The sequence below is a fragment of the Paraburkholderia sp. J11-2 genome (assembly GCF_905220185.1).
Classification (GTDB): domain Bacteria; phylum Pseudomonadota; class Gammaproteobacteria; order Burkholderiales; family Burkholderiaceae; genus Paraburkholderia.
In genome coordinates, this window is sequence record NZ_CAJMYY010000025.1 from 1 (window position 1) to 18,990 (window position 18,990).

At 64.6% G+C, this 18,990-nt stretch carries 16 protein-coding genes; 11 read left to right on the plus strand and 5 right to left on the minus strand.

Annotated features, from left to right (window positions below):
* Nucleotides 1-63 precede the first annotated feature (63 nt).
* A complete protein-coding gene (locus U5A57_RS29710; RefSeq protein ID WP_321915257.1) occupies nt 64-1,323 on the minus strand; it encodes an SGNH/GDSL hydrolase family protein in 1,260 nt (419 codons plus the stop codon).
* Nucleotides 1,324-1,577: 254 nt separating this feature from the next.
* Here U5A57_RS29710 and paaA point away from each other — a divergent pair, with 254 nt between their 5' ends.
* From paaA to U5A57_RS29750, 8 genes are all read left to right on the plus strand, one after another.
* Nucleotides 1,578-2,576, plus strand: a complete 999-nt coding sequence (paaA, locus tag U5A57_RS29715) for a 1,2-phenylacetyl-CoA epoxidase subunit PaaA (RefSeq protein WP_321915259.1) — start codon at nt 1,578-1,580, stop codon at nt 2,574-2,576.
* A 27-nt stretch (nt 2,577-2,603) separates the two neighbouring features.
* Nucleotides 2,604-2,888: a 1,2-phenylacetyl-CoA epoxidase subunit PaaB gene (paaB, locus tag U5A57_RS29720; protein WP_028203445.1), complete on the plus strand. Its 285-nt coding sequence runs from the start codon at nt 2,604-2,606 to the stop codon at nt 2,886-2,888.
* A 9-nt stretch (nt 2,889-2,897) separates the two neighbouring features.
* Nucleotides 2,898-3,704, plus strand: a complete 807-nt coding sequence (gene paaC / locus U5A57_RS29725) for a 1,2-phenylacetyl-CoA epoxidase subunit PaaC (RefSeq protein WP_321915260.1) — start codon at nt 2,898-2,900, stop codon at nt 3,702-3,704.
* 30 nt (nt 3,705-3,734) lie between these two features.
* Nucleotides 3,735-4,262 carry a 1,2-phenylacetyl-CoA epoxidase subunit PaaD gene (gene paaD, locus U5A57_RS29730; RefSeq protein ID WP_321915261.1) on the plus strand — a complete coding sequence of 176 codons (528 nt, stop codon included), beginning with the start codon at nt 3,735-3,737 and terminating at the stop codon, nt 4,260-4,262.
* Between the two features lies 1 nt (nt 4,263).
* Nucleotides 4,264-5,352, plus strand: coding sequence for a 1,2-phenylacetyl-CoA epoxidase subunit PaaE (gene paaE / locus U5A57_RS29735; RefSeq protein WP_321915262.1), 1,089 nt, complete (start codon nt 4,264-4,266; stop codon nt 5,350-5,352).
* Nucleotides 5,353-5,517: 165 nt separating this feature from the next.
* Nucleotides 5,518-6,342: a DUF1835 domain-containing protein gene (locus tag U5A57_RS29740; protein WP_321915263.1), complete on the plus strand. Its 825-nt coding sequence runs from the start codon at nt 5,518-5,520 to the stop codon at nt 6,340-6,342.
* Between the two features lie 6 nt (nt 6,343-6,348).
* Nucleotides 6,349-6,951, plus strand: coding sequence for a TetR/AcrR family transcriptional regulator (locus U5A57_RS29745; RefSeq protein ID WP_042269159.1), 603 nt, complete (start codon nt 6,349-6,351; stop codon nt 6,949-6,951).
* A gap of 262 nt (nt 6,952-7,213) precedes the next feature.
* Nucleotides 7,214-7,879, plus strand: a complete 666-nt coding sequence (locus U5A57_RS29750) for a GNAT family N-acetyltransferase (protein ID WP_321915265.1) — start codon at nt 7,214-7,216, stop codon at nt 7,877-7,879.
* A gap of 83 nt (nt 7,880-7,962) precedes the next feature.
* Here U5A57_RS29750 and U5A57_RS29755 read toward each other — a convergent pair whose 3' ends face one another.
* Entirely contained in the window at nt 7,963-8,457 is a 495-nt protein-coding gene (locus U5A57_RS29755) for an Lrp/AsnC family transcriptional regulator (RefSeq protein ID WP_028203439.1), read from the minus strand.
* Nucleotides 8,458-8,597: 140 nt separating this feature from the next.
* Here U5A57_RS29755 and hppD point away from each other — a divergent pair, with 140 nt between their 5' ends.
* Nucleotides 8,598-9,695 (plus strand): 4-hydroxyphenylpyruvate dioxygenase, encoded by a 1,098-nt coding sequence (gene hppD / locus U5A57_RS29760; RefSeq protein WP_321915266.1) that lies wholly within the window; start codon nt 8,598-8,600, stop codon nt 9,693-9,695.
* Nucleotides 9,696-9,826: 131 nt separating this feature from the next.
* Here the strand turns inward: hppD and U5A57_RS29765 are convergent, their stop codons facing one another.
* Complete coding sequence (locus tag U5A57_RS29765; protein WP_321915268.1) at nt 9,827-10,015, minus strand: hypothetical protein; 189 nt, start codon at nt 10,013-10,015, stop codon at nt 9,827-9,829.
* A 406-nt stretch (nt 10,016-10,421) separates the two neighbouring features.
* Between U5A57_RS29765 and U5A57_RS29770 the strand changes: the two genes are divergently transcribed.
* The gene (locus U5A57_RS29770) at nt 10,422-14,024 is read left to right on the plus strand and encodes an indolepyruvate ferredoxin oxidoreductase family protein (protein ID WP_321915269.1); all 3,603 of its coding nucleotides are present in this window, start codon (nt 10,422-10,424) and stop codon (nt 14,022-14,024) included.
* A 94-nt stretch (nt 14,025-14,118) separates the two neighbouring features.
* On the opposite strand, the gene U5A57_RS29775 is transcribed toward U5A57_RS29770, so the two are convergent.
* Both U5A57_RS29775 and U5A57_RS29780 read right to left on the minus strand, forming a co-directional pair.
* Nucleotides 14,119-16,404: an NADP-dependent malic enzyme gene (locus U5A57_RS29775; protein WP_321915270.1), complete on the minus strand. Its 2,286-nt coding sequence runs from the start codon at nt 16,402-16,404 to the stop codon at nt 14,119-14,121.
* A 211-nt stretch (nt 16,405-16,615) separates the two neighbouring features.
* On the minus strand, nt 16,616-17,872 hold the full coding sequence (locus tag U5A57_RS29780; RefSeq protein ID WP_321915273.1) for an MFS transporter: 1,257 nt from the start codon (nt 17,870-17,872) through the stop codon (nt 16,616-16,618).
* Between the two features lie 368 nt (nt 17,873-18,240).
* Here U5A57_RS29780 and U5A57_RS29785 point away from each other — a divergent pair, with 368 nt between their 5' ends.
* Nucleotides 18,241-18,927: an orotate phosphoribosyltransferase gene (locus U5A57_RS29785; RefSeq protein ID WP_254318767.1), complete on the plus strand. Its 687-nt coding sequence runs from the start codon at nt 18,241-18,243 to the stop codon at nt 18,925-18,927.
* The last annotated feature ends 63 nt before the right edge of the window (nt 18,928-18,990 follow it).

Here is an 18,990-nt window from a genome sequence, read left to right on the forward strand (position 1 = left end):
TGCGAAGGGGGCGAATCTTAGCGCCCCCGCCGGCGCCGCGCAAGGGGGTGGCGCAAATATTCCTTACTTCCGGGCAAGGGCCTCCAGCGGCACCGCATTCGCCATCGCCGCGTAGCCCGCGTCGCTTGGGTGGATGTGGTCGCCGCTGTCATATCCGTAACGCAGTCGCGCCGGATCCGCCGGGTCGCGCAGTGCCGCATCGAAATCGACTACGCCATCGAATGCGCCGCTCGTCCGGATCCATTGGTTCACCGCTGTACGGATCGCCTCGCGCTCGGGCGGCAGCGAAGCCGGCGTGAGCGTCGCGCCAAAGATCCGCACGCCGCGCCCATGCGCCTGCGCGATCACGCGGCGATAACCCGCGATCAGGTCGTTCGCGTCCACATGCGTATGAGGAAAGTCGCAGTCGAGGCCCGATCGGGCCGGCATCGCCTGGAAGTTGATGTCGTTGATGCCGATGAGCAGCACCACCGTTTTCACTCCCGGATGGCCAAGCGCATCACGCCCGAAGCGCCGCTCGAGCGCCTCGCCGTAGCAAGGTGAATCGCTCAGGAGCCGGTTACCGCTGATCCCGAGATCGATCACGGCGAGATCCGTGCGGTGCGACTCGGAAATGCGGCGTGCCAATGCGTCCGGCCAGCGACGGTTCTGATTCAGGGAGGAACGCATGCCATCGGTAATGGAATCGCCGATCGCCGCGACGGTCGCCGCCCCCGGCGCCTCGACCGCGAGCCCCGTCACCCACGCGTACTGCGTAAAGCGCTCGGTGAACGCGCCGATCGACGGCTCGGCGACATGATTGCCCGGACGCGAGACGTAGTTCACCTGGCTCGCCACGCGGTGCCACGCGACCATCTTCTGCTCAGGTCCCATATAGGAACTAATGGCATAAGGCGCGTGCGCCTTTAAATCGATCTGCACCGGATCGCTATCGAGCGCGGCGCCGGGAGGCACCGTCACCGCCGGCCGCCCGCCGAAGGTGACACGCGCCATACCCGCTTCGCTCGCCGCCGCACCGCCCGCAGACGGAGCAATCGCCATCGCCTCGATCACGAGCGGCGTGCGCCCATAGAGGTTGCTGACGTGCACCCGGGCAACCGTGCCACCGAGTGTCGGATACACGATCTGCCGGACGGTCCGCCCGGCCACTTCGGGCGCACGGTACAGCGCCGGGAGCGCATCGCGCTCCGGGATCGACTGCAGCGCCGTCGCCCAACTCGTGACCCAGGAGCCCGAAGCTTGATCGGCGAATGCGGGCGACGCGGCGCCAAGTGAAATGAACACGGCGGCCGCAGCCGCGAGGGGAGCAAAAGAAATCTTCATCCGTAAGCGAGTGCGCAGGCAAAGGGGCATTGTGCCCCATGGCCCGGTGCACAGCCTTCCATCCGCCTGACAGTCCAGCGCATTAGGCACACGCACATGCCGCCCACCCGCACAAAACCCAGGCAGTCCCGCTGCCGCCCCGCTAAAACTCAACGGTGAGCACAATCTTTTTGAGCCATCTCAAAAAATTCATTTACCGACCGGTCGGTTGGTTTATACTGCGCGACATACCCAACTTCGACGAGAGCGTCTCCATGTACACGCAATCCCTCGACATCCCCGGTAACGTTGCTCCGCTCGATGCGGACGCAGCCTCGCCGGAGCAGGCGCAGTTCGACGCGATCATGGCCGCCGACGGCAAGGTCGAGCCGCAGGACTGGATGCCCGAAGCCTACCGCAAGACGCTCGTGCGCCAGATCTCGCAGCATGCGCATTCGGAAGTCGTCGGCATGCTGCCGGAAGGCAACTGGATTTCGCGCGCGCCCAGCCTCAAGCGCAAGGCGATCCTGCTCGCCAAGGTGCAGGACGAAGCGGGCCACGGCCTCTATCTCTATAGCGCGGCGGAAACGCTCGGCGTTTCGCGCGACCAGTTGGTCGACGCGCTGCACGCCGGCAAGGCCAAGTATTCGAGCATCTTCAATTACCCGACGCCCACCTGGGCGGACGTTGGCGTGATCGGCTGGCTCGTGGACGGCGCCGCGATCATGAACCAGATCCCGCTGTGCCGCTGCACGTACGGCCCGTACGCGCGCGCCATGATCCGAATCTGCAAGGAAGAGTCGTTCCACCAGCGCCAGGGCTTCGACGCCCTGCTCGCCATGATGAGCGGCACCGAAGCACAGCGCGAACTCGTGCAGCAGGCCGTGAACCGCTGGTGGTGGCCGGTGCTGATGATGTTCGGCCCGAGCGACGCCGATTCGGTCCACAGCAACCAGTCGGCCAAATGGGGGATCAAGCGCATCTCGAACGACGACCTGCGCCAGAAGTTCGTCGACGCGACGGTCGAGCAGGCCAAGGTGCTGGGCGTCACGCTCCCCGACCCCGACCTGAAATGGAACGAAGCGCGCGGCCACTACGACTACGGCACGATCGACTGGGAAGAATTCTGGCGCGTCGTGAACGGCGACGGCCCGTGCAACCGCGAGCGCCTCGGCACGCGCGTGAAGGCGCACAACGAAGGCGCCTGGGTGCGCGAAGCCGCCCTCGCGCATGCCGAAAAGCAGCGTCAGCGCGCCGAAAAGCACGCCGCGTAACTCATACAGGAAAGAAGGAGATCCACGATGAACAAGGAATGGCCGATCTGGGAAGTGTTCGTGCGTAGCAAGCAGGGCCTCGACCACAAGCACTGTGGCAGCCTGCACGCCTCCGACGCCTCGATGGCGCTGCGCATGGCGCGCGACGTCTACACGCGCCGTCAGGAAGGCGTGAGCATCTGGGTAGTGCCGTCGTCGGCGATTACGGCATCGGATCCGAACGAGAAGGCTGAGCTCTTCGAGCCGGCCGGCGACAAGATCTATCGCCACCCGACGTTCTACACGCTGCCCGACGAAGTCAACCACATGTAAGAGCGCAACATGACGACGCCCACGCCTGAACAACTCGCGTACGTGCTGCGCCTCGCCGATACGGCGCTGATCCTCGGTCAGCGCAATACGGAATGGTGCGGCCACGGCCCGATCCTCGAAGAAGATATCGCGCTCGCCAACATGAGCCTCGACCTGATCGGTCAAGCGCGCCTGCTCTACACGCACGCCGCCACGCTCGAAAAGGCGCTCACCGGCCGCGACCGTACGGAAGACGACTACGCCTACTTCCGCGCGGAGCGCGAGTTCGCGAACTACACGCTCGCGGAGCTGCCGCACTTCGGCCCGCTCGCCGGCACGACGCATTCGGCCAACGACTACGCCGTCACGATCGTGCGTAACTTCCTCTACGCCTCGCTGATGGCGCATCTGTGGACCGCGCTGCTGCGCTCCGCCGACCCGCAGCTGGCCGCGATCGCCGAGCGCTCGATCAAGGAAACGCGCTACCACGTGCACCATGCGCACGAGTGGCTGATTCGTTTCGGCGACGGCACCGACGAATCGCACCGCCGCGCCCAGGCCGCGCTCGACTGGCTCATGCCCTACACGCGTGAGTTCTTCAGCACCGACGCCGTGGAAACGGCGGTGGCCGAAGCCGGCATCGCGCCGCTCGCCGCCCAGCTCGAAGCCGCATGGCGCGCAGACGTGGAAGCCGCACTCGAGGAAGCCACGCTCGCCATGCCCGCGCCCGTGAAGCACATCACGACCGGCAAGCACGGTGAGCACTCGGAGCACATGGGTTTCGTGCTGGCCGAGATGCAGAGCCTCGCGCGCCAGCACCCGGACGCGCGCTGGTAAGCACCCCACGCAGGAAACGAGGAAGTCACGATGCAAGCAACGGCAGATCACGCGCTCGAACGCGCCTGGGAAGTGCTGGAATCGGTGCCCGATCCGGAGATTCCGGTCGTGTCGATCCGCGAACTGGGCATCCTGCGCGACGTGCGCCGCGCCGACGACGGCCAGATCGAAGTGGTCATCACGCCCACCTACTCCGGCTGCCCGGCGATGTCGCAGATCGCGGAGGACGTCGCGCACGCGCTCGACGCCGCCGCACTCGCGCCGTACCGCATCGCGACGACCCTGACGCCCGCGTGGACCACCGACTGGATCACCGACGAAGCGCGCGAGAAGCTGCGCGCCTATGGCATCGCGCCACCTACGGGCAACTGCGGCTCGGAGCCACGATCGGCCGAACAGCCGATCACCTTCGTGCCGAGAAAACTGCCCGCGCCTGCCTGCCCGCACTGCGGCTCGAAGCACACCGAACGCCTCGCGCAGTTCGGCTCGACCGCGTGCAAGGCGCTCTACCGCTGCATCGACTGCCGCGAACCCTTCGACTACTTCAAACCATACTGATATGGCCACTCCGCAATTCCATTCGCTGCGCATCCGCGAAGTGCGGCCCGAAACCGCGGACGCGGTCTCCGTCGCTTTCGAAGTCCCGCCCGAGCTGCGCGACGCGTATCGCTTCACTCAGGGTCAGTTCGTCACGCTCAAGACCCACATCGACGGCGAAGAGACGCGCCGCTCGTACTCGATCTGCGTCGGCGTGACCGACTATGACCGCGACGGCGAGCTGCGCATCGGCATCAAGCGCGTGCGTGGCGGGCGTTTCTCGAACTTCGCGTTCGATCAGCTCGCGCCGGGCCACGAGATCGACGTGATGACGCCCGATGGCCGCTTCTTCACGCACCTGAACGCCGAGCACGGCAAGCATTACGTGGCGTTTTCGGGCGGTTCGGGCATCACGCCCGTGCTCGCGATCATCAAGACGACGCTCGAAACCGAGCCGCGCAGCGCGTTCACGCTCGTGTACGGCAACCGCAGCGTCGACGCGATCATGTTCGCCGAAGAGCTGGAGGACCTGAAGAACCGCTTCATGAGCCGCTTCCGCCTCTATCACGTGCTCTCGGACGACCTGCAGGACGTCGAGTTGTTCAACGGCGTGCTCGATCAAGCCAAGTGCGCAGCGTTCCTCGAAACCCTTCTGCCGGCTGACGAGATCGACGAAGCGTTCATCTGCGGGCCCGGCCCGATGATGGACGCCGCCGAGGCAGCGTTCAAGGACGCGGGCGTGCCGCAGCAAAAGGTACATGTGGAGCGCTTCGGCTCGCCGCTGCCGCAGGCGGGCGTGCCGAACGTCGAGATCACCGAAAACACGCCGGCAGCCGACCTCGAAATCGTCATCGACGGCAAGAAGCGCAAGATGCGTCTGCCGTACGAGGGCGTGAGCCTGCTCGACGTCGGCCTGAAGGCGGGTCTGGCGCTGCCCTACGCGTGCAAGGGCGGCGTTTGCTGCACCTGCCGCGCCAAGGTGCTCGAAGGCGAGGTGAAGATGGACAAGAACTACACGCTCGAGGAGCAGGAGGTGAAGGACGGCTTCGTGCTCACCTGCCAGTGCCATCCGGTGAGCGAGCGTGTGGTCGTGAGTTTCGACGAACGTTAAGGCGTTAGAGCAACAGCACGCTTTCGGCCTTCAGGCGATCCGCTTACACTAGGGGCCGCCCGCGGGTGTTGCAGCGCAGCGCTGCAACACCCGCGGGCGGCTCCTTTTGTTATTTGCGCGCTTTCGGGCTTACTGGGCGTTCGTCGTGAACGCAACGAGTTGTCGATGACCACGATTCACCTCATTTACGGCGATCCGGCCGCGGCGGCGCTGCGTCAGGCTCTCGAAGCGGCAGGCCATGCGGACCGCGTGATCGCCCTGCGCGACGACCTGACAGTCGGTCCGTTGCGCGACATCGACGTGGCGGGCGGCCCCGGCGTGGCGCTACGCGCCGCCTTCTGGGAGCGTCTTGGCGATGTCCCGCCAGCCCTGGCGCACGACGACTGTGCGGCGCTGACCGCTCTCGAAGCCGACGACTCCCACGTGGTGATCTGGCACACGCACGACGCCGCCCACCAGCTCGCACTTCGCCGGGTCTGCTACCGCCTGCGCGATGTCCCGCAGCGCCTGAACGAAGTGCGCCTCACCGTCGACGAAATTTCGGGCCAGAACGCCGCTGCCCGCATCGAGGCGCGCTTGCCCGATGCCGCGCCGATCTCGGTGCTGCGCATCACCCGCCTCGCGCTGGAGTGGCAGGAAGCCAAGTTCGCCAACGGCGAGACGCGCCGCTGGCGCGACAACACCTTTACTAGCGGCACGTGGAGCGACCTCGACGCCATGATCCTCGACGTGCTCGACGCCCATGAGGACCGTCCGGCGGGCGCATCGTGGCTCGCCAGCGACGTGCTCGGCGCCGAACTCACGCGCGGCGGGGCGGGCTTCACGGTTGGCGAGCCGGTCGTGCTGTGGCGCCTGCGCGAGCTGTGCGCGGCAGAAGAACTGCGTCTGCGCGACGATATGTGCGCCGCCTGCGCGCCGCTTGCCGCGGCTGCACGCGCCGCGCGTCCGCCGCTTCCGCAAACCGCCGCGCATCTTTCCCTCCCCCGCTGAATTCCCATGGCACGCACCCGAGCGCCCGACCACGAAACCCAACGCGACCAGATCCTCGAACTCGCTGCCGCCAAATTCGCGCAGACGAGCTACCCGAGCACCTCGATGTCGGACCTCGCCGCGGCCAGCGGCACCTCGAAGGCCAGGCTCTATCACTATTACGAGAGCAAGGAAGCGATCCTCTTCGATCTGCTCGATCGCTACACCAAGCGGCTCATGCTGATCATCGCGGAGGTGGAAGGCGCGAGCCAGCGGCGCGGTCACGACGAGCGCGAAAGCTTCGCCGAGCTGATTCGCGCGTTCCTCGCGGAATACGAAACCTCGCACAGCCGCCACGTGGCGCTCCTGAACGACGTCAAATACCTCGTGGACGCCCAGCGCGAAATCATCCTGAACCGCCAGCGCGATGTGGTCGCCGCCTTTACGCGCCAACTCGCGCGCGCGTACCCCGGCCAAGTCACGAGCGAAAACCAGACCGCGCTGACGATGATGGTGTTCGGCATGATCAACTGGACGTTCACGTGGCTCAAGCCGGGTGGCCGCATGGGCTATCGGGACTTCGCCGAGCAGGTGATCGCCATGGTCGATCACGGGCTGAAGGGTGCTTGAGCGGTACCTGATCGGTGCCAGCGGAGCCAAAATTTTCGGGCCAGATTGTTGCGATGCGACATGATGCACCATGACAACAGTTGACGCGTCAATCGATCAGAAAAATTATCCGTTTATAATCAATCGCTTGCGCCTATATCATTATTAATTAGGCGCAACACTCAAATTTACACTTCGGGTTTTCCCTAGAGCGCACCCAGGGTTTCCGCTAGAATGCGCATTGCGCTGCACCATGCGGCATGCATTTTAAGGAGAACCCACCATGAACCCGCTTTCGACCCAAGCCAACGTGCCGATCATTTCGTCCGCTCGTCCGCTGACGTCCGGTCATGCGCCCGTCATGGTGCGAGTGCTCACCTCGGCAGACCGCGAACGCCTGCTCGCGCACTTTCTCACGCTCGATAGCGATGACCGCCTGCTGCGCTTCGGCCAGGCCGCTCCGGACCATGTGATCGAAAAGTACGTGCGCTCGATGGACTTTACGCGCGACACCGTGTTCGGCGTGTTCAACCACCAATTGCAGCTCGTGGGCGTCGGCCATCTGGCCTACTTGCCGGCGGACGGCAACGGCCGCACGGCTGAGTTCGGCGTGTCGGTGCTGGAAAGCGCGCGCGGCCAGGGCATCGGCTCGAAGCTGTTCGAGCGCGCCGCCATCCGCAGCCGCAACACGCACGTCACCACGCTTTACATGCACTGCCTGTCGCGCAACTCGACGATGATGCACATCGCGAAGAAGTCGGGCATGAAGATCGAGTACGCCTATGGCGAAGCCGACGCGTATCTCTCGCTCGAGCCGGCCGACCAGAGCAGCATCATTGCCGAAATGCTCCAGGAACAAGCCGCCGTGTTCGACTACGCCCTCAAGCGTCAGGCTCGCCAGGCCAGCAAGCTGATGGAAACGATCCTGCCGCACGCTGTCGCGGCATGACTCCTGCCCTTCGGGACAGACTGATGCACTGAGAAAAGCGGCTTCGGCCGCTTTTTTTGCGTCTGCTGCATGACGCCGGGCAGTCAGCGGATCGGCAAAGCCGTCGTTTCCTTGAACGTATCGAGCGAAAAGCTGGACTTCACGTCGATCACCGAAGGATGGTGCAGCAACTGGTCCTGCACGAAGCGCGAGAAGTGCGCCATATCCTCCACCTGCACGCGCAGCAGGAAATCCATGTCGCCCGTCATGGCGTGGCAGGCCACCACCTCGGGCCACGTCTGCACCGCCGCACGAAAAAGCTCGGCGTGCGTCACGCCCTCGCGCCCTGCCGCCGTCGGCCCGCGCTTTTCCAGCCGCACGTTCACGTAGGCAAGCAGATCGAGCCCCAGCTTCTGCGCATCGAGCAGCGCCACGTAGCTGCGAATCACGCCGCTTTCTTCCAGCCGCCGGATGCGCCGCAAGCATGGGCTCGGCGAGAGGTTCACGCGCTCGGCGATCTCCTGATTCGAGAGGCGGCCATTCTCCTGAAGGATCGCCAGAATGCGTCTGTCGATCGCGTCTAATTCAATGCTTGCCATTTTCTGCCTTCCGATCATCTATCCAAGGCAGTTTATAGCGCAAATCGTTGGCGACACGACTTAACTCGCAAGTTTTCGCCCAATACGGCGGACTACACTGTGTTCCACGAAATCTGATCGACATCCGCCAGGAGACAACCATGCAGGTCCCCAACTGGGAGAACCCCGTCGGCACCGACGGCTTCGAGTTCATCGAATACACCGCGCCGGACCCCAAGGCGCTCGGCAAACTGTTCGAACGCATGGGCTTCACCGCCATCGCGCGCCATCGCCATAAGGACGTAACGCTCTACCGCCAGGGCGACATCAACTTCATCGTCAACGGCGAACCCGATTCGTTCGCCCAGCGCTTTGCGCGCCTGCACGGTCCATCGATCTGCGCGATCGCATTTCGCGTGCAGGACGCCGCCAAAGCCTACAAGCACGCGCTCGAACTCGGCGCGTGGGGCTTCGACAACAAGACGGGCCCGATGGAGCTGAACATTCCGGCGATCAAGGGCATTGGCGACTCGCTGATCTATTTCGTCGACCGCTGGCGCGGCAAGAACGGCGCGGCGCCGGGCAGCATTGGCGATATCAGCATCTATGACGTCGACTTCGAGCCGATTGCGGGCGCCGATCAGAACCCCGTCGGCCACGGCCTCACCTATATCGATCACCTCACGCACAACGTCCACCGCGGCCGTATGGCCGAATGGGCCGAGTTCTACGAACGGCTCTTCAACTTCCGTGAAATCCGTTACTTCGACATCGAAGGCAAGGTCACGGGCGTGAAGTCGAAGGCGATGACCTCGCCCTGCGGCAAGATCCGCATTCCGATCAACGAGGAAGGCGGCGAGACGGCCGGCCAGATCCAGGAATACCTCGACGCCTATCACGGCGAAGGCATCCAGCACATCGCGCTCGGCACGAACGACATCTACCGCACCGTGGATGGCCTGCGCGCCAAAGAGATCGCACTGCTCGACACGATCGACACGTACTACGAACTCGTGAACCGCCGCGTTCCCGGCCACACCGAGCCGCTGGAGGAACTGAAGAAGCGCAAGATCCTGATCGACGGCATGCCCGAAGATCTGCTGCTGCAGATCTTCACGGAAAACCAGATCGGTCCGATCTTCTTCGAGATCATCCAGCGCAAGGGCAATCAGGGCTTCGGCGAGGGCAACTTCAAGGCGCTGTTCGAGTCGATCGAACTCGACCAGATCCGCCGCGGCGTGGTGCAGGACAAAGCCTGACGCATCGGGCTCGAGCTAAACAAAAAGGGCGAAGATCACGCGATCTTCGCCCTTTTTGACTTTCGAATCCGCCGCCGCACACCCCGGCGACGCATTCAGATGAATGAAATGCTGCGCGGATCAGCGCGGCATCAGGATTTGCGTTCGGCCTTCGCGGCCGGCATGGCGTTCGTATCAGCCTTGATGCTCAGTGTGTACTGGGCGCATCGGGTCGTCGCACTCTCGCCGCTCCTCGTGCTGGCGTTGGAATGCAGTGGCGCGCTCATGGCAAAGAACGCGGCCGAGACCGTCAGGAAGGTCTGGATATGTCGATTATTCATGCTGGACTCCTTTTTTAGACTGCCTGTCGCAGTAGTGCCCCTTTTCAAAAACTGTTAACAGCCAGGGAAGCTGCGCGGTTCGCACAGGTGAGGGAGTTAGACAGGATATTCAAGACCGGTTCCCAGGCAGTGCAAGTTTTACACGTTGTTACTCCTCAGAGGAATTCGATACATCCTTTATTACACACAGGTTTCGGGCCGCTTGGGCGCTACGGCGCGACGGGTCCGAAACATGCAGCGCAGTGCGGCGCAGCGCTCCTGGCCTCGAAGCGGCGGGTTTATCCGAGTGCTACTATCGAAAGAAAGAAGCCAATATGGCGACCCCGGCCAACGCATTCACAAGATGCCGAGGCCCTGAAGTTCTGGCGATCCCACAACGGATTGGTTGGATGGAGGAAGACACATAATGAATGCCCCGCTAGACGCAGGTCAGCGCGCTTCGCTCGAAGCCGCACTCGCTTCCGTCACGCTCGACGATAAATACACCCTCGAACGCGGCCGCGCGTACATGAGCGGCATCCAGGCGCTGGTCCGCCTGCCGATGCTGCAGCAGGAGCGCGACAAGGCCGCCGGTCTCAATACCGCGGGGTTCATCTCGGGCTATCGTGGCTCGCCGCTCGGCGGTCTCGATCAGTCCCTCTGGAAGGCGAAGCAGCATCTCGCCGCGCATCAAATCGTATTTCAGCCAGGTGTGAACGAAGACCTCGCCGCGACCGCCGTTTGGGGCTCGCAGCAGGTGAACCTCTACCCGTCCGCGAAATACGATGGCGTGTTTTCGATGTGGTACGGCAAGGGCCCCGGCGTCGACCGCAGCGGCGACGTGTTCAAGCACGGCAACTCGGCAGGCTCCTCGCCTCACGGCGGCGTGCTCGTGCTCGCCGGCGACGACCACGCGGCCAAGTCGTCCACGCTTGCGCACCAGTCGGAGCACCTCTTCAAGGCCTGCGGCCTGCCGGTGCTGTTCCCGTCGAACGTGCAGGAATATCTCGATTTCGGCCTGCACGGCTGGGCGATGAGCCGCTATTCGGGCCTCTGGGTCGCGATGAAATGCGTGACCGACGTGGTCGAATCGTCGGCTTCGGTCGAGATCGACCCGCACCGCACGAACATCATCCTGCCCGAAGACTTCGCGATGCCCGAAGGCGGCCTGAACATCCGCTGGCCCGATCCGCCGCTCGTGCAGGAAGCGCGTCTGCTCGACTACAAGTGGTACGCAGGGCTCGCCTACGTGCGCGCCAACAAGCTCGACCGCATCGAGATCGATTCGCCGCATGCGCGCTTTGGCATCATCACCGGCGGCAAGGCGTATCTCGACGTGCGCCAGGCGCTCACCGACCTCGGTCTCGACGACGAAACCTGCTCGCGCATCGGCATCCGGCTCTACAAGGTGGGCTGTGTGTGGCCGCTCGAAGCGCAGGGCGCGCACGCCTTCGCGCGCGGCCTCGAAGAAATTCTCGTGGTCGAAGAAAAGCGTCAGATTCTCGAATACGCGATCAAGGAAGAGTTGTACAACTGGCCCGATGCGCAGCGCCCGCGCGTGTACGGCAAGTTCGACGAGAAGGACGGTGCCGGCGGCGAATGGTCAGTGCCGATGGGCAACTGGCTCCTGCCCGCGCACTACGAGCTGTCGCCGGCGATCATCGCGAAAGCGATCTCCACGCGGCTCGAAAAGTTCGAGTTGCCCTCCGACGTGCGTGCGCGTATCGCCGCGCGCATGACGGTGATCGAAGCGAAGGAAAAGGCGCTCGCGAAACCGCGTGTGCAAGCCGAGCGCAAGCCGTGGTTCTGTTCCGGCTGCCCGCACAACACATCGACGAACGTGCCCGAGGGCTCGCGCGCGATGGCCGGGATCGGCTGCCACTACATGACCGTGTGGATGGACCGCAATACGAGCACCTTCAGCCAGATGGGTGGCGAAGGCGTGGCGTGGGTCGGCCAGGCGCCGTTCACGAACGACAAGCACGTGTTCGCCAACCTCGGCGACGGCACCTACTTCCATTCGGGCCTGCTCGCCATCCGCGCGGCGATCGCGTCGAAGGCGAATATCACCTACAAGATTCTCTACAACGACGCGGTGGCGATGACGGGCGGACAGCCCGTGGACGGCACGCTCACCGTGCCGCAGATCACGCATCAGGTCGCCGCCGAGGGCGCGGCGAAGATCGCGATCGTCACCGACGAACCCGAGAAGTACGAAGGTGAACCCGCTACGAAGCTCGCGCCGGGCGTAACGATTCACCATCGCGATCAGCTCGATGCGATCCAGCGCGAGTTGCGCGAGATTCCCGGCACGACGATCCTGATCTACGACCAGACCTGCGCCACCGAAAAGCGCCGCCGCCGCAAGCGCGGCACGTATCCGGACCCGGCAAAGCGCGTGGTCATCAACGAGGCCGTGTGCGAAGGCTGCGGCGACTGCTCGGTGCAGTCGAACTGCCTGAGTGTCGAGCCGCTCGACACCGAATACGGCACGAAGCGTCAGATCAACCAGTCCACCTGCAACAAGGACTTCTCGTGTCTGAAGGGCTTTTGCCCGAGCTTCGTGACGGTGGAAGGCGGCCAGTTGCGCAAGCCGAAGACGAGCAGCGTGGCGAACGACGCGATGCCGGGTGTGCCAACGCCCGACGTGCCCGCGATCGGCCGCCCCTACGGCGTGCTCGTGACGGGTGTGGGCGGCACTGGCGTGGTGACGATCGGCGCGCTGCTCGGCATGGCCGCGCACCTCGAAGCCAAGGGCGTGACCGTGCTCGACGTGACCGGCCTCGCGCAAAAGGGCGGCGCGGTGATGAGCCATGTGCAGATCGCCAACCAGCCCGGCGACATCCACGCCACGCGTATCGCCATGGGCGAAGCGAACCTCGTGATCGGCTGCGACGCCATCGTGACGGCGGGCGACGACTGCGTTTCGCGCATGCAGGAAGGTATGACGCACGTCGTGCTCAACAGCGCGCCCACGCCGACCGCCGAATTCATCAAGAATCCGCAGTGGCAGTTCCCGGGCTCCAACACCGAAGCCGATGTGCGCGCCGCAGCGGGCACGGACAACGTCGCGACCGTCGATGCGAACCGCTACGCGCTCGCGCTGCTCGGCGACGCGATCTACACGAACCCGTTCGTGCTCGGCTACGCGTGGCAAAAGGGCTGGCTGCCGCTCACGCACGAGTCGCTCGTGCGCGCGATCGAGTTGAACGCGGTGCAGGTCGAGAAGAATCTCGCGGCGTTCGAATGGGGCCGGCGCGTGGCGCACGATCGCGCGGCGGTGGATCAGCTCGTGAAAAAGCCGCTGCCCGAGCAGAACACCGATGCTGCCGGCGCGAAGATTGTCTCGCTGCATACGCCGAAAGCGCTCGACGCGCTCATCGACAAGCGCGCGCAGTATCTCGCCGCGTATCAGAACGAGGCGTATGCCGCACGCTATCGCGCGCTGGTCGCGGAAGTTCGCGCGGCCGAAGGCAAGCTCGACCGCCCTGACGGCCAGTTCACGCTGAGCGAAGCCGTGGCGAAGAACCTGCACAAGCTGATGGCGTACAAGGACGAGTACGAAGTGGCGCGCCTCTATGCGGACCCGGCGTTCATCGAGAAGATCAAGGCGAGCTTCGAAGGCGACTGGAAGGTGAACTTCCATCTCGCACCGCCCTCGTTCGCGAAGCACGACGACAAGGGCCATCTGCTGAAGAAGCAGTACGGTCCGCGCATGCTGAGCGCCATGCGCGTGCTCGCGAAGCTCAAGTTCCTGCGTGGCACGGCGCTCGATCCGTTCGGCCGCACCGAGGAACGACGTCACGAACGCGCGCTGATCGGCGAGTACGAGGCGCTGATGCGCGAAGTGATCGGCGGATTGAGCGGGGCGAATCTGCCGCTCGCAGTGGAGCTCGCGAATCTGCCCGACGCAATTCGCGGTTATGGCCACGTGAAGGAAAACAACCTCAAGGCTACGCGCGCGAAGTGGGCCACGCTGCTTGCGAAGTGGCGTTCACCGGAAAACGGCGCGGCTCGGCACGCGGCTTGATGCTTTCTTGAAGCCGTAAAACAAAGGGCGCTCCGTGGGGTCAACTCACCCCGCGGAGCGCCCTTTTCACATCAGGCGATTGCCGAAAGCGCGCTTACTTCGCCGCCGCCTTCGCTACGTTCGCGTTAGCCGAAGCTACCGCCGTCATGTTGATGATGCGTCGCACGGTCGCCGCCGGCGTGAGGATGTGCACCGGCTTCGAAGCGCCCAGCAGGAACGGGCCCACCGTCACGCCTTCGCCGCCAATCACCTTCAGCAGGTTGTACGCGATGTTGGCCGCTTCCACGTTCGGCATGATCAGCAGGTTCGCTTCGCCCGTGAGCGTGGTGCCCGGGAACGACTGCTTGCGGATCAGCTCGGAGAGCGCCGCGTCGCCGTGCATTTCGCCGTCCACTTCGAGCTGTGGATCGCGTGCGGCGATCAGCTCGCGCGCGGCCTGCATGCGCTGGGACGTCGACGAACGCACGCTGCCGAAGTTCGACGACGAAAGCAGCGCCACCTTCGGCGTAATGCCGAACTTCTCGATTTCGCGCGAGGCGAGGATCGTCATGTCGGCGAGTTGCTCGGCGCTCGGCACTTCGTTCACGTAGGTGTCGCTGATGAAGATGTTGCGGCCCGGCAGCATCAGCAGGTTCATCGCCGCGTAGTTCTGCGCTTCCTTGGCCTTGCCGAACACCTGATCGACGAACTTGAGGTGATAGTCGAAGCTGTTGAGCAGGCCGCAGATCATGCCGTCGGCGTCGCCCAGATGCACGAGAATCGCGCCGATCAGCGTGTTGAACTTGCGCACCGAAGCCTTCGCCACGTCAGGCGTGATGCCCTGGCGCGCGCCGAGTTCGTGGTACGCCTGCCAGCTTTTCTGGAAGCGCGGATCGTCTTCCGGATCGACGATCTCGAAGTCGGTGCCCGGGCGCAGCTTCGAGCCCATCTTCTTCAGGCGCATTTCCACGACCGACGGACGGCCCACGATGATCGGCCTGGCGATCTTCTCGTTGAGCACGAACTGCGCGGCGCGCAGCACGCGCTCGTCTTCGCCTTCGGCAAACACAATGCGCGCGCAATTGGCCTTCGCCGCCGCGAACACCGGGCGCATCACCATGCCCGAGCGGTAGACCGTCGCACCAAGCTGCTCGCGGTAGGCATCCATGTCCTGGATCGGGCGCGTGGCCACGCCCGAATCCATCGCGGCCTGCGCCACGGCCGGCGCGATCTTGATGATGAGGCGCGGGTCGAACGGCTTCGGAATCAGGTATTCCGGGCCGAATTCGAGCGTGTGGCCTTCGTAGGCCTTCGCGACTTCGTCGCCCTGATCGGTTTCTTCAGCGAGTTCCGCGATCGCGCGCACGCATGCGAGCTTCATCTCTTCCGTGATGGTGGTCGCGCCCACGTCCAGCGCGCCACGGAAGATGAACGGGAAGCACAGCACGTTGTTGACCTGGTTCGGATAGTCCGAACGGCCCGTGGCGATGATCGCGTCCGGGCGCACCTTCTTCGCTTCTTCCGGGCGGATTTCCGGCTCCGGGTTCGCGAGTGCGAGGATCAGCGGCTTGTCGCCCATTTCCTTGACCATCTCGGGCTTGAGCACGCCGGCGCTCGAGCAGCCGAGGAACACGTCTGCCGCCTTGATCGCGTCGCCGAGCGTGCGCGCTTCGGTGTTGGCCGCATAGCGCGCCTTCGACGGATCGAGGTTGCCGCGACCTTCGTAGATCACGCCCTTCGAGTCGGTGACGAGGATGTTCTCTTTCTTCAGACCCAGCTTCACGAGCAGGTCCAGGCACGCGATGGCCGCCGCGCCCGCACCCGAGCACACGAGCTTCACGCTGCCGAGTTCCTTGCCCACGACCTTCAGGCCATTGAGGATCGCAGCGGATGCAATGATGGCCGTGCCGTGCTGGTCGTCGTGGAAGACGGGAATCTTCATGCGCTCGCGCAGCTTCTGCTCGATGTAGAAGCACTCGGGCGCCTTGATGTCTTCGAGGTTGATGCCGCCGAGCGTGGGCTCGAGCATCGCGATGGCGTCGACCAGCTTGTCCGGGTCCAGTTCGTCGAGTTCGATGTCGAAGACGTCGATGCCTGCGAACTTCTTGAAGAGGCAGCCCTTGCCTTCCATGACCGGCTTGGCCGCGAGCGGGCCGATGTTGCCAAGGCCGAGCACGGCCGTGCCGTTCGTCACGACGCCGACGAGGTTGGCGCGCGAGGTGTACTTCTGCGCATCGAGCGGGTCGGCGTGGATCGCCTCGCAAGCCGCCGCGACGCCCGGCGAGTACGCAAGCGAAAGATCGAGCTGATTGGAGAGCGGTTTGGTCGGCGTGACCGAGATCTTGCCGGGCTTCGGATTCTGGTGATACGCGAGCGCGCTTTGCTTCAGTTGTTCATCCATTTTCAGGCCTGCCTGGACATGAGAGACGTGAGAGAGAGAATCTTTTATGGTCGTAGGCCCGCCGGTTCGCGCGGCACGAGCGTTCCAGCAGGGCCGATTAGTGTACACCTGGCGTCGTTCGCGTCCACGTGGGTCAAAGACTGATACCGGGAATTCGCAGGGCCGATACTGCGGCCGCGCGCAGCGCTTTCGTCTGATCGATGCGCCGTGCTTAGTCGAGCGCCGCGCCGCGCCGTTCGGGGATCAGGAAGAGGGTCGCGAGGATATCGAGCCCGTAGATGGCGGCGAGCATGCCGAGCGCCGCCGTGAAGGAATAGCGCGCGGCCAGCGCGCCCACGGCGAGCGGCCCGAAGCCGCCCACGGCGCGGCCGATGTTGAACAGCACGTTCTGCGCGGTGGCGCGCGCGGCGGTCGGGTACAGCTCGGAAATGAGCGCGCCATAGCCGCCGATCATGCCGTTGACGAACACGCCCATCGCCGCGCCGCCGATCAGCAGCGCAAACGGCGTGGAAAGCTGCGCGTAGACGAACACCATGATCACGGCGCCGGCTTGATAGAACAGGAAGGCGGGCCGGCGGCCGAACCGGTCGGCTGCGATGCCGAAAAGCCAGATGCCGAGCGCCATGCCGGCAACCGTCGCCGCGGTCCAGAGCCCCGACTTCGTGAGCGAATAGCCGAAGGACTTCGAAAGGTAGGCGGGCAGCCAGATCATCAGACCGTAGTAGCCGAAGTTCTGCACCGAGCACAGCACGGCGACGCCCAGGCTCGCGCGCGCAGTGCGCGCATCGGCCACGAGCATGCGCAGCGCGCGCGGGCGCTCGGCCTTCGCCGCGACAGCCACGCGCTGCGCATGCGCGACGAAAAGCTCGGGCTCCTCCACGCGTCGGCGCACCACGAACGACACGACCGCCGGAAGCAGCCCGATGGCGAACATGCCGCGCCAGCCGATCAGCGGGAGCAGCAGCGGCGTGAGCAGCGCCGCGGCCAGCACGCCCACTTGCCAGCCGAGCCCGACATACGACGACGCCCGCGCGCGCAAGTGTGCGGGCCACGCCTCGGCAACGAGCGCCATGCCAATGCCGAATTCGCCGCCCAGCCCGATGCCCGCGATCGTCCGGTAGACGAGCAGGTCGCCGTAGCCGCGCGCCAGCGCGCACATGCCGGTGAAGACGGCGAACAGCAGGATGGTCCACGTGAGCACGCGCACGCGCCCGTAGCGGTCGCTCAAAAGCCCGAAGACGATGCCGCCCACCACCGCGCCGACGAGCGTCCACGTGACGAGCGCGCCCGCCTGCGCGCCCGAAAGATGCAGATCGGCGCTGATCGCGGGCAGCATGAAGCCGAGCATCAGCAGATCGAAGCCGTCCATGGCGTAGCCGAGCACCGAAGCGACGAGCGCACGCAAGGCGTGGCCGCGCGGGGTGGCGGCCGGGTTGGCAGAGGCTCCGGGCGGAGAAACGGCGGTCATGTGGGCAATCCTGAGAAACGTGCGCTGACGGGGAACGCAAACCGGCGTGAGTGTAAAGGCGTGGCCGGGCCGTCACAACCGCGCTGCAAGGCGCGAACATCGCGGCGCCGCTGGTGTTCGCGCCCCACATCACTGTCGGCAGTTGCCATCGCAACTCGTCGGCGATCGTCAAGTCGGGTAAAATACCGGCCTACGCGCGCAAGAGAAGCCGTCCGGACCGGGCGAGTCGTCCTGACCGATGTTGTCAGACGATCCACGCCTCCGGGCCGCGCACCGCAGGCGCCGAAGCCACGCTTCGAGCCTGCCGTGCCAGCGCCACCGGGCCACGCGCCCACCCTCCTCCCGCACTCATATCCAAGGATTCGCCCATGACAGGCTACGATCGCCAGACGATCTCGGACGCAACCGCGAAAATGCTGCTCGAAGTGAAGGCCGTGCACTTCAACGCCGAAAAGCCCTTCATCTTCACCTCCGGCTGGGCGAGCCCGGTCTATATCGACTGCCGCAAGCTGATCTCGTACCCGCGCGTGCGCCGCGGCCTGATGGAAATGGCCGAAGCCACGATCCTGCGCGACGTCGGCTACGAGCAGATCGACGCCGTGGCCGGCGGCGAAACCGCGGGCATTCCGTTCGCGGCATGGCTCTCCGACCGCCTGATGGTGCCCATGCAGTACGTGCGCAAGAAGCCGAAGGGTTTCGGCCGCAACGCGCAGATCGAAGGTCTGCTCACCGAAGGCCAGCGCGTGCTGCTCGTCGAAGACCTGACCACCGACAGCCGCAGCAAGATCAACTTCATCAACGCGCTGCGCACGGCCGGCGCGCAGGTGAACCACTGCTTCGTGCTGTTTCACTACAACATCTTCAAGGAAAGCGTCTCGGTCCTGAAGGACATCGACGTCGACCTGCACGCACTCGCTACGTGGTGGGACGTGCTGCGCGTCGCCAAGCAATCGGGCTACTTCGAAACGAAGACGCTCGACGAAGTCGAAAAATTCCTGCACGCACCGGCTGAGTGGTCGGCTGCGCACGGCGGCGCAACGTCGGCACCGCAGTAAGCGCACTCGCCGCGCAAGTTCGAGCGCATAGCAAAAAGGCCATCTGCCTCATGGGGCAGATGG

Excerpts from the sequence above, each read along its gene's own strand:
- U5A57_RS29710 (WP_321915257.1), bottom strand. The coding sequence starts at position 1,323 with ATGAAGATTTCTTTTGCTCCCCTCGCGGCTGCGGCCGCCGTGTTCATT.
- paaA (WP_321915259.1), top strand. The coding sequence starts at position 1,578 with ATGTACACGCAATCCCTCGACATCCCCGGTAACGTTGCTCCGCTCGAT.
- paaB (WP_028203445.1), top strand. The coding sequence starts at position 2,604 with ATGAACAAGGAATGGCCGATCTGGGAAGTGTTCGTGCGTAGCAAGCAG.
- paaC (WP_321915260.1), top strand. The coding sequence starts at position 2,898 with ATGACGACGCCCACGCCTGAACAACTCGCGTACGTGCTGCGCCTCGCC.
- paaD (WP_321915261.1), top strand. The coding sequence starts at position 3,735 with ATGCAAGCAACGGCAGATCACGCGCTCGAACGCGCCTGGGAAGTGCTG.
- paaE (WP_321915262.1), top strand. The coding sequence starts at position 4,264 with ATGGCCACTCCGCAATTCCATTCGCTGCGCATCCGCGAAGTGCGGCCC.
- U5A57_RS29740 (WP_321915263.1), top strand. The coding sequence starts at position 5,518 with ATGACCACGATTCACCTCATTTACGGCGATCCGGCCGCGGCGGCGCTG.
- U5A57_RS29745 (WP_042269159.1), top strand. The coding sequence starts at position 6,349 with ATGGCACGCACCCGAGCGCCCGACCACGAAACCCAACGCGACCAGATC.
- U5A57_RS29750 (WP_321915265.1), top strand. The coding sequence starts at position 7,214 with ATGAACCCGCTTTCGACCCAAGCCAACGTGCCGATCATTTCGTCCGCT.
- U5A57_RS29755 (WP_028203439.1), bottom strand. The coding sequence starts at position 8,457 with ATGGCAAGCATTGAATTAGACGCGATCGACAGACGCATTCTGGCGATC.
- hppD (WP_321915266.1), top strand. The coding sequence starts at position 8,598 with ATGCAGGTCCCCAACTGGGAGAACCCCGTCGGCACCGACGGCTTCGAG.
- U5A57_RS29765 (WP_321915268.1), bottom strand. The coding sequence starts at position 10,015 with ATGAATAATCGACATATCCAGACCTTCCTGACGGTCTCGGCCGCGTTC.
- U5A57_RS29770 (WP_321915269.1), top strand. The coding sequence starts at position 10,422 with ATGAATGCCCCGCTAGACGCAGGTCAGCGCGCTTCGCTCGAAGCCGCA.
- U5A57_RS29775 (WP_321915270.1), bottom strand. The coding sequence starts at position 16,404 with ATGGATGAACAACTGAAGCAAAGCGCGCTCGCGTATCACCAGAATCCG.
- U5A57_RS29780 (WP_321915273.1), bottom strand. The coding sequence starts at position 17,872 with ATGACCGCCGTTTCTCCGCCCGGAGCCTCTGCCAACCCGGCCGCCACC.
- U5A57_RS29785 (WP_254318767.1), top strand. The coding sequence starts at position 18,241 with ATGACAGGCTACGATCGCCAGACGATCTCGGACGCAACCGCGAAAATG.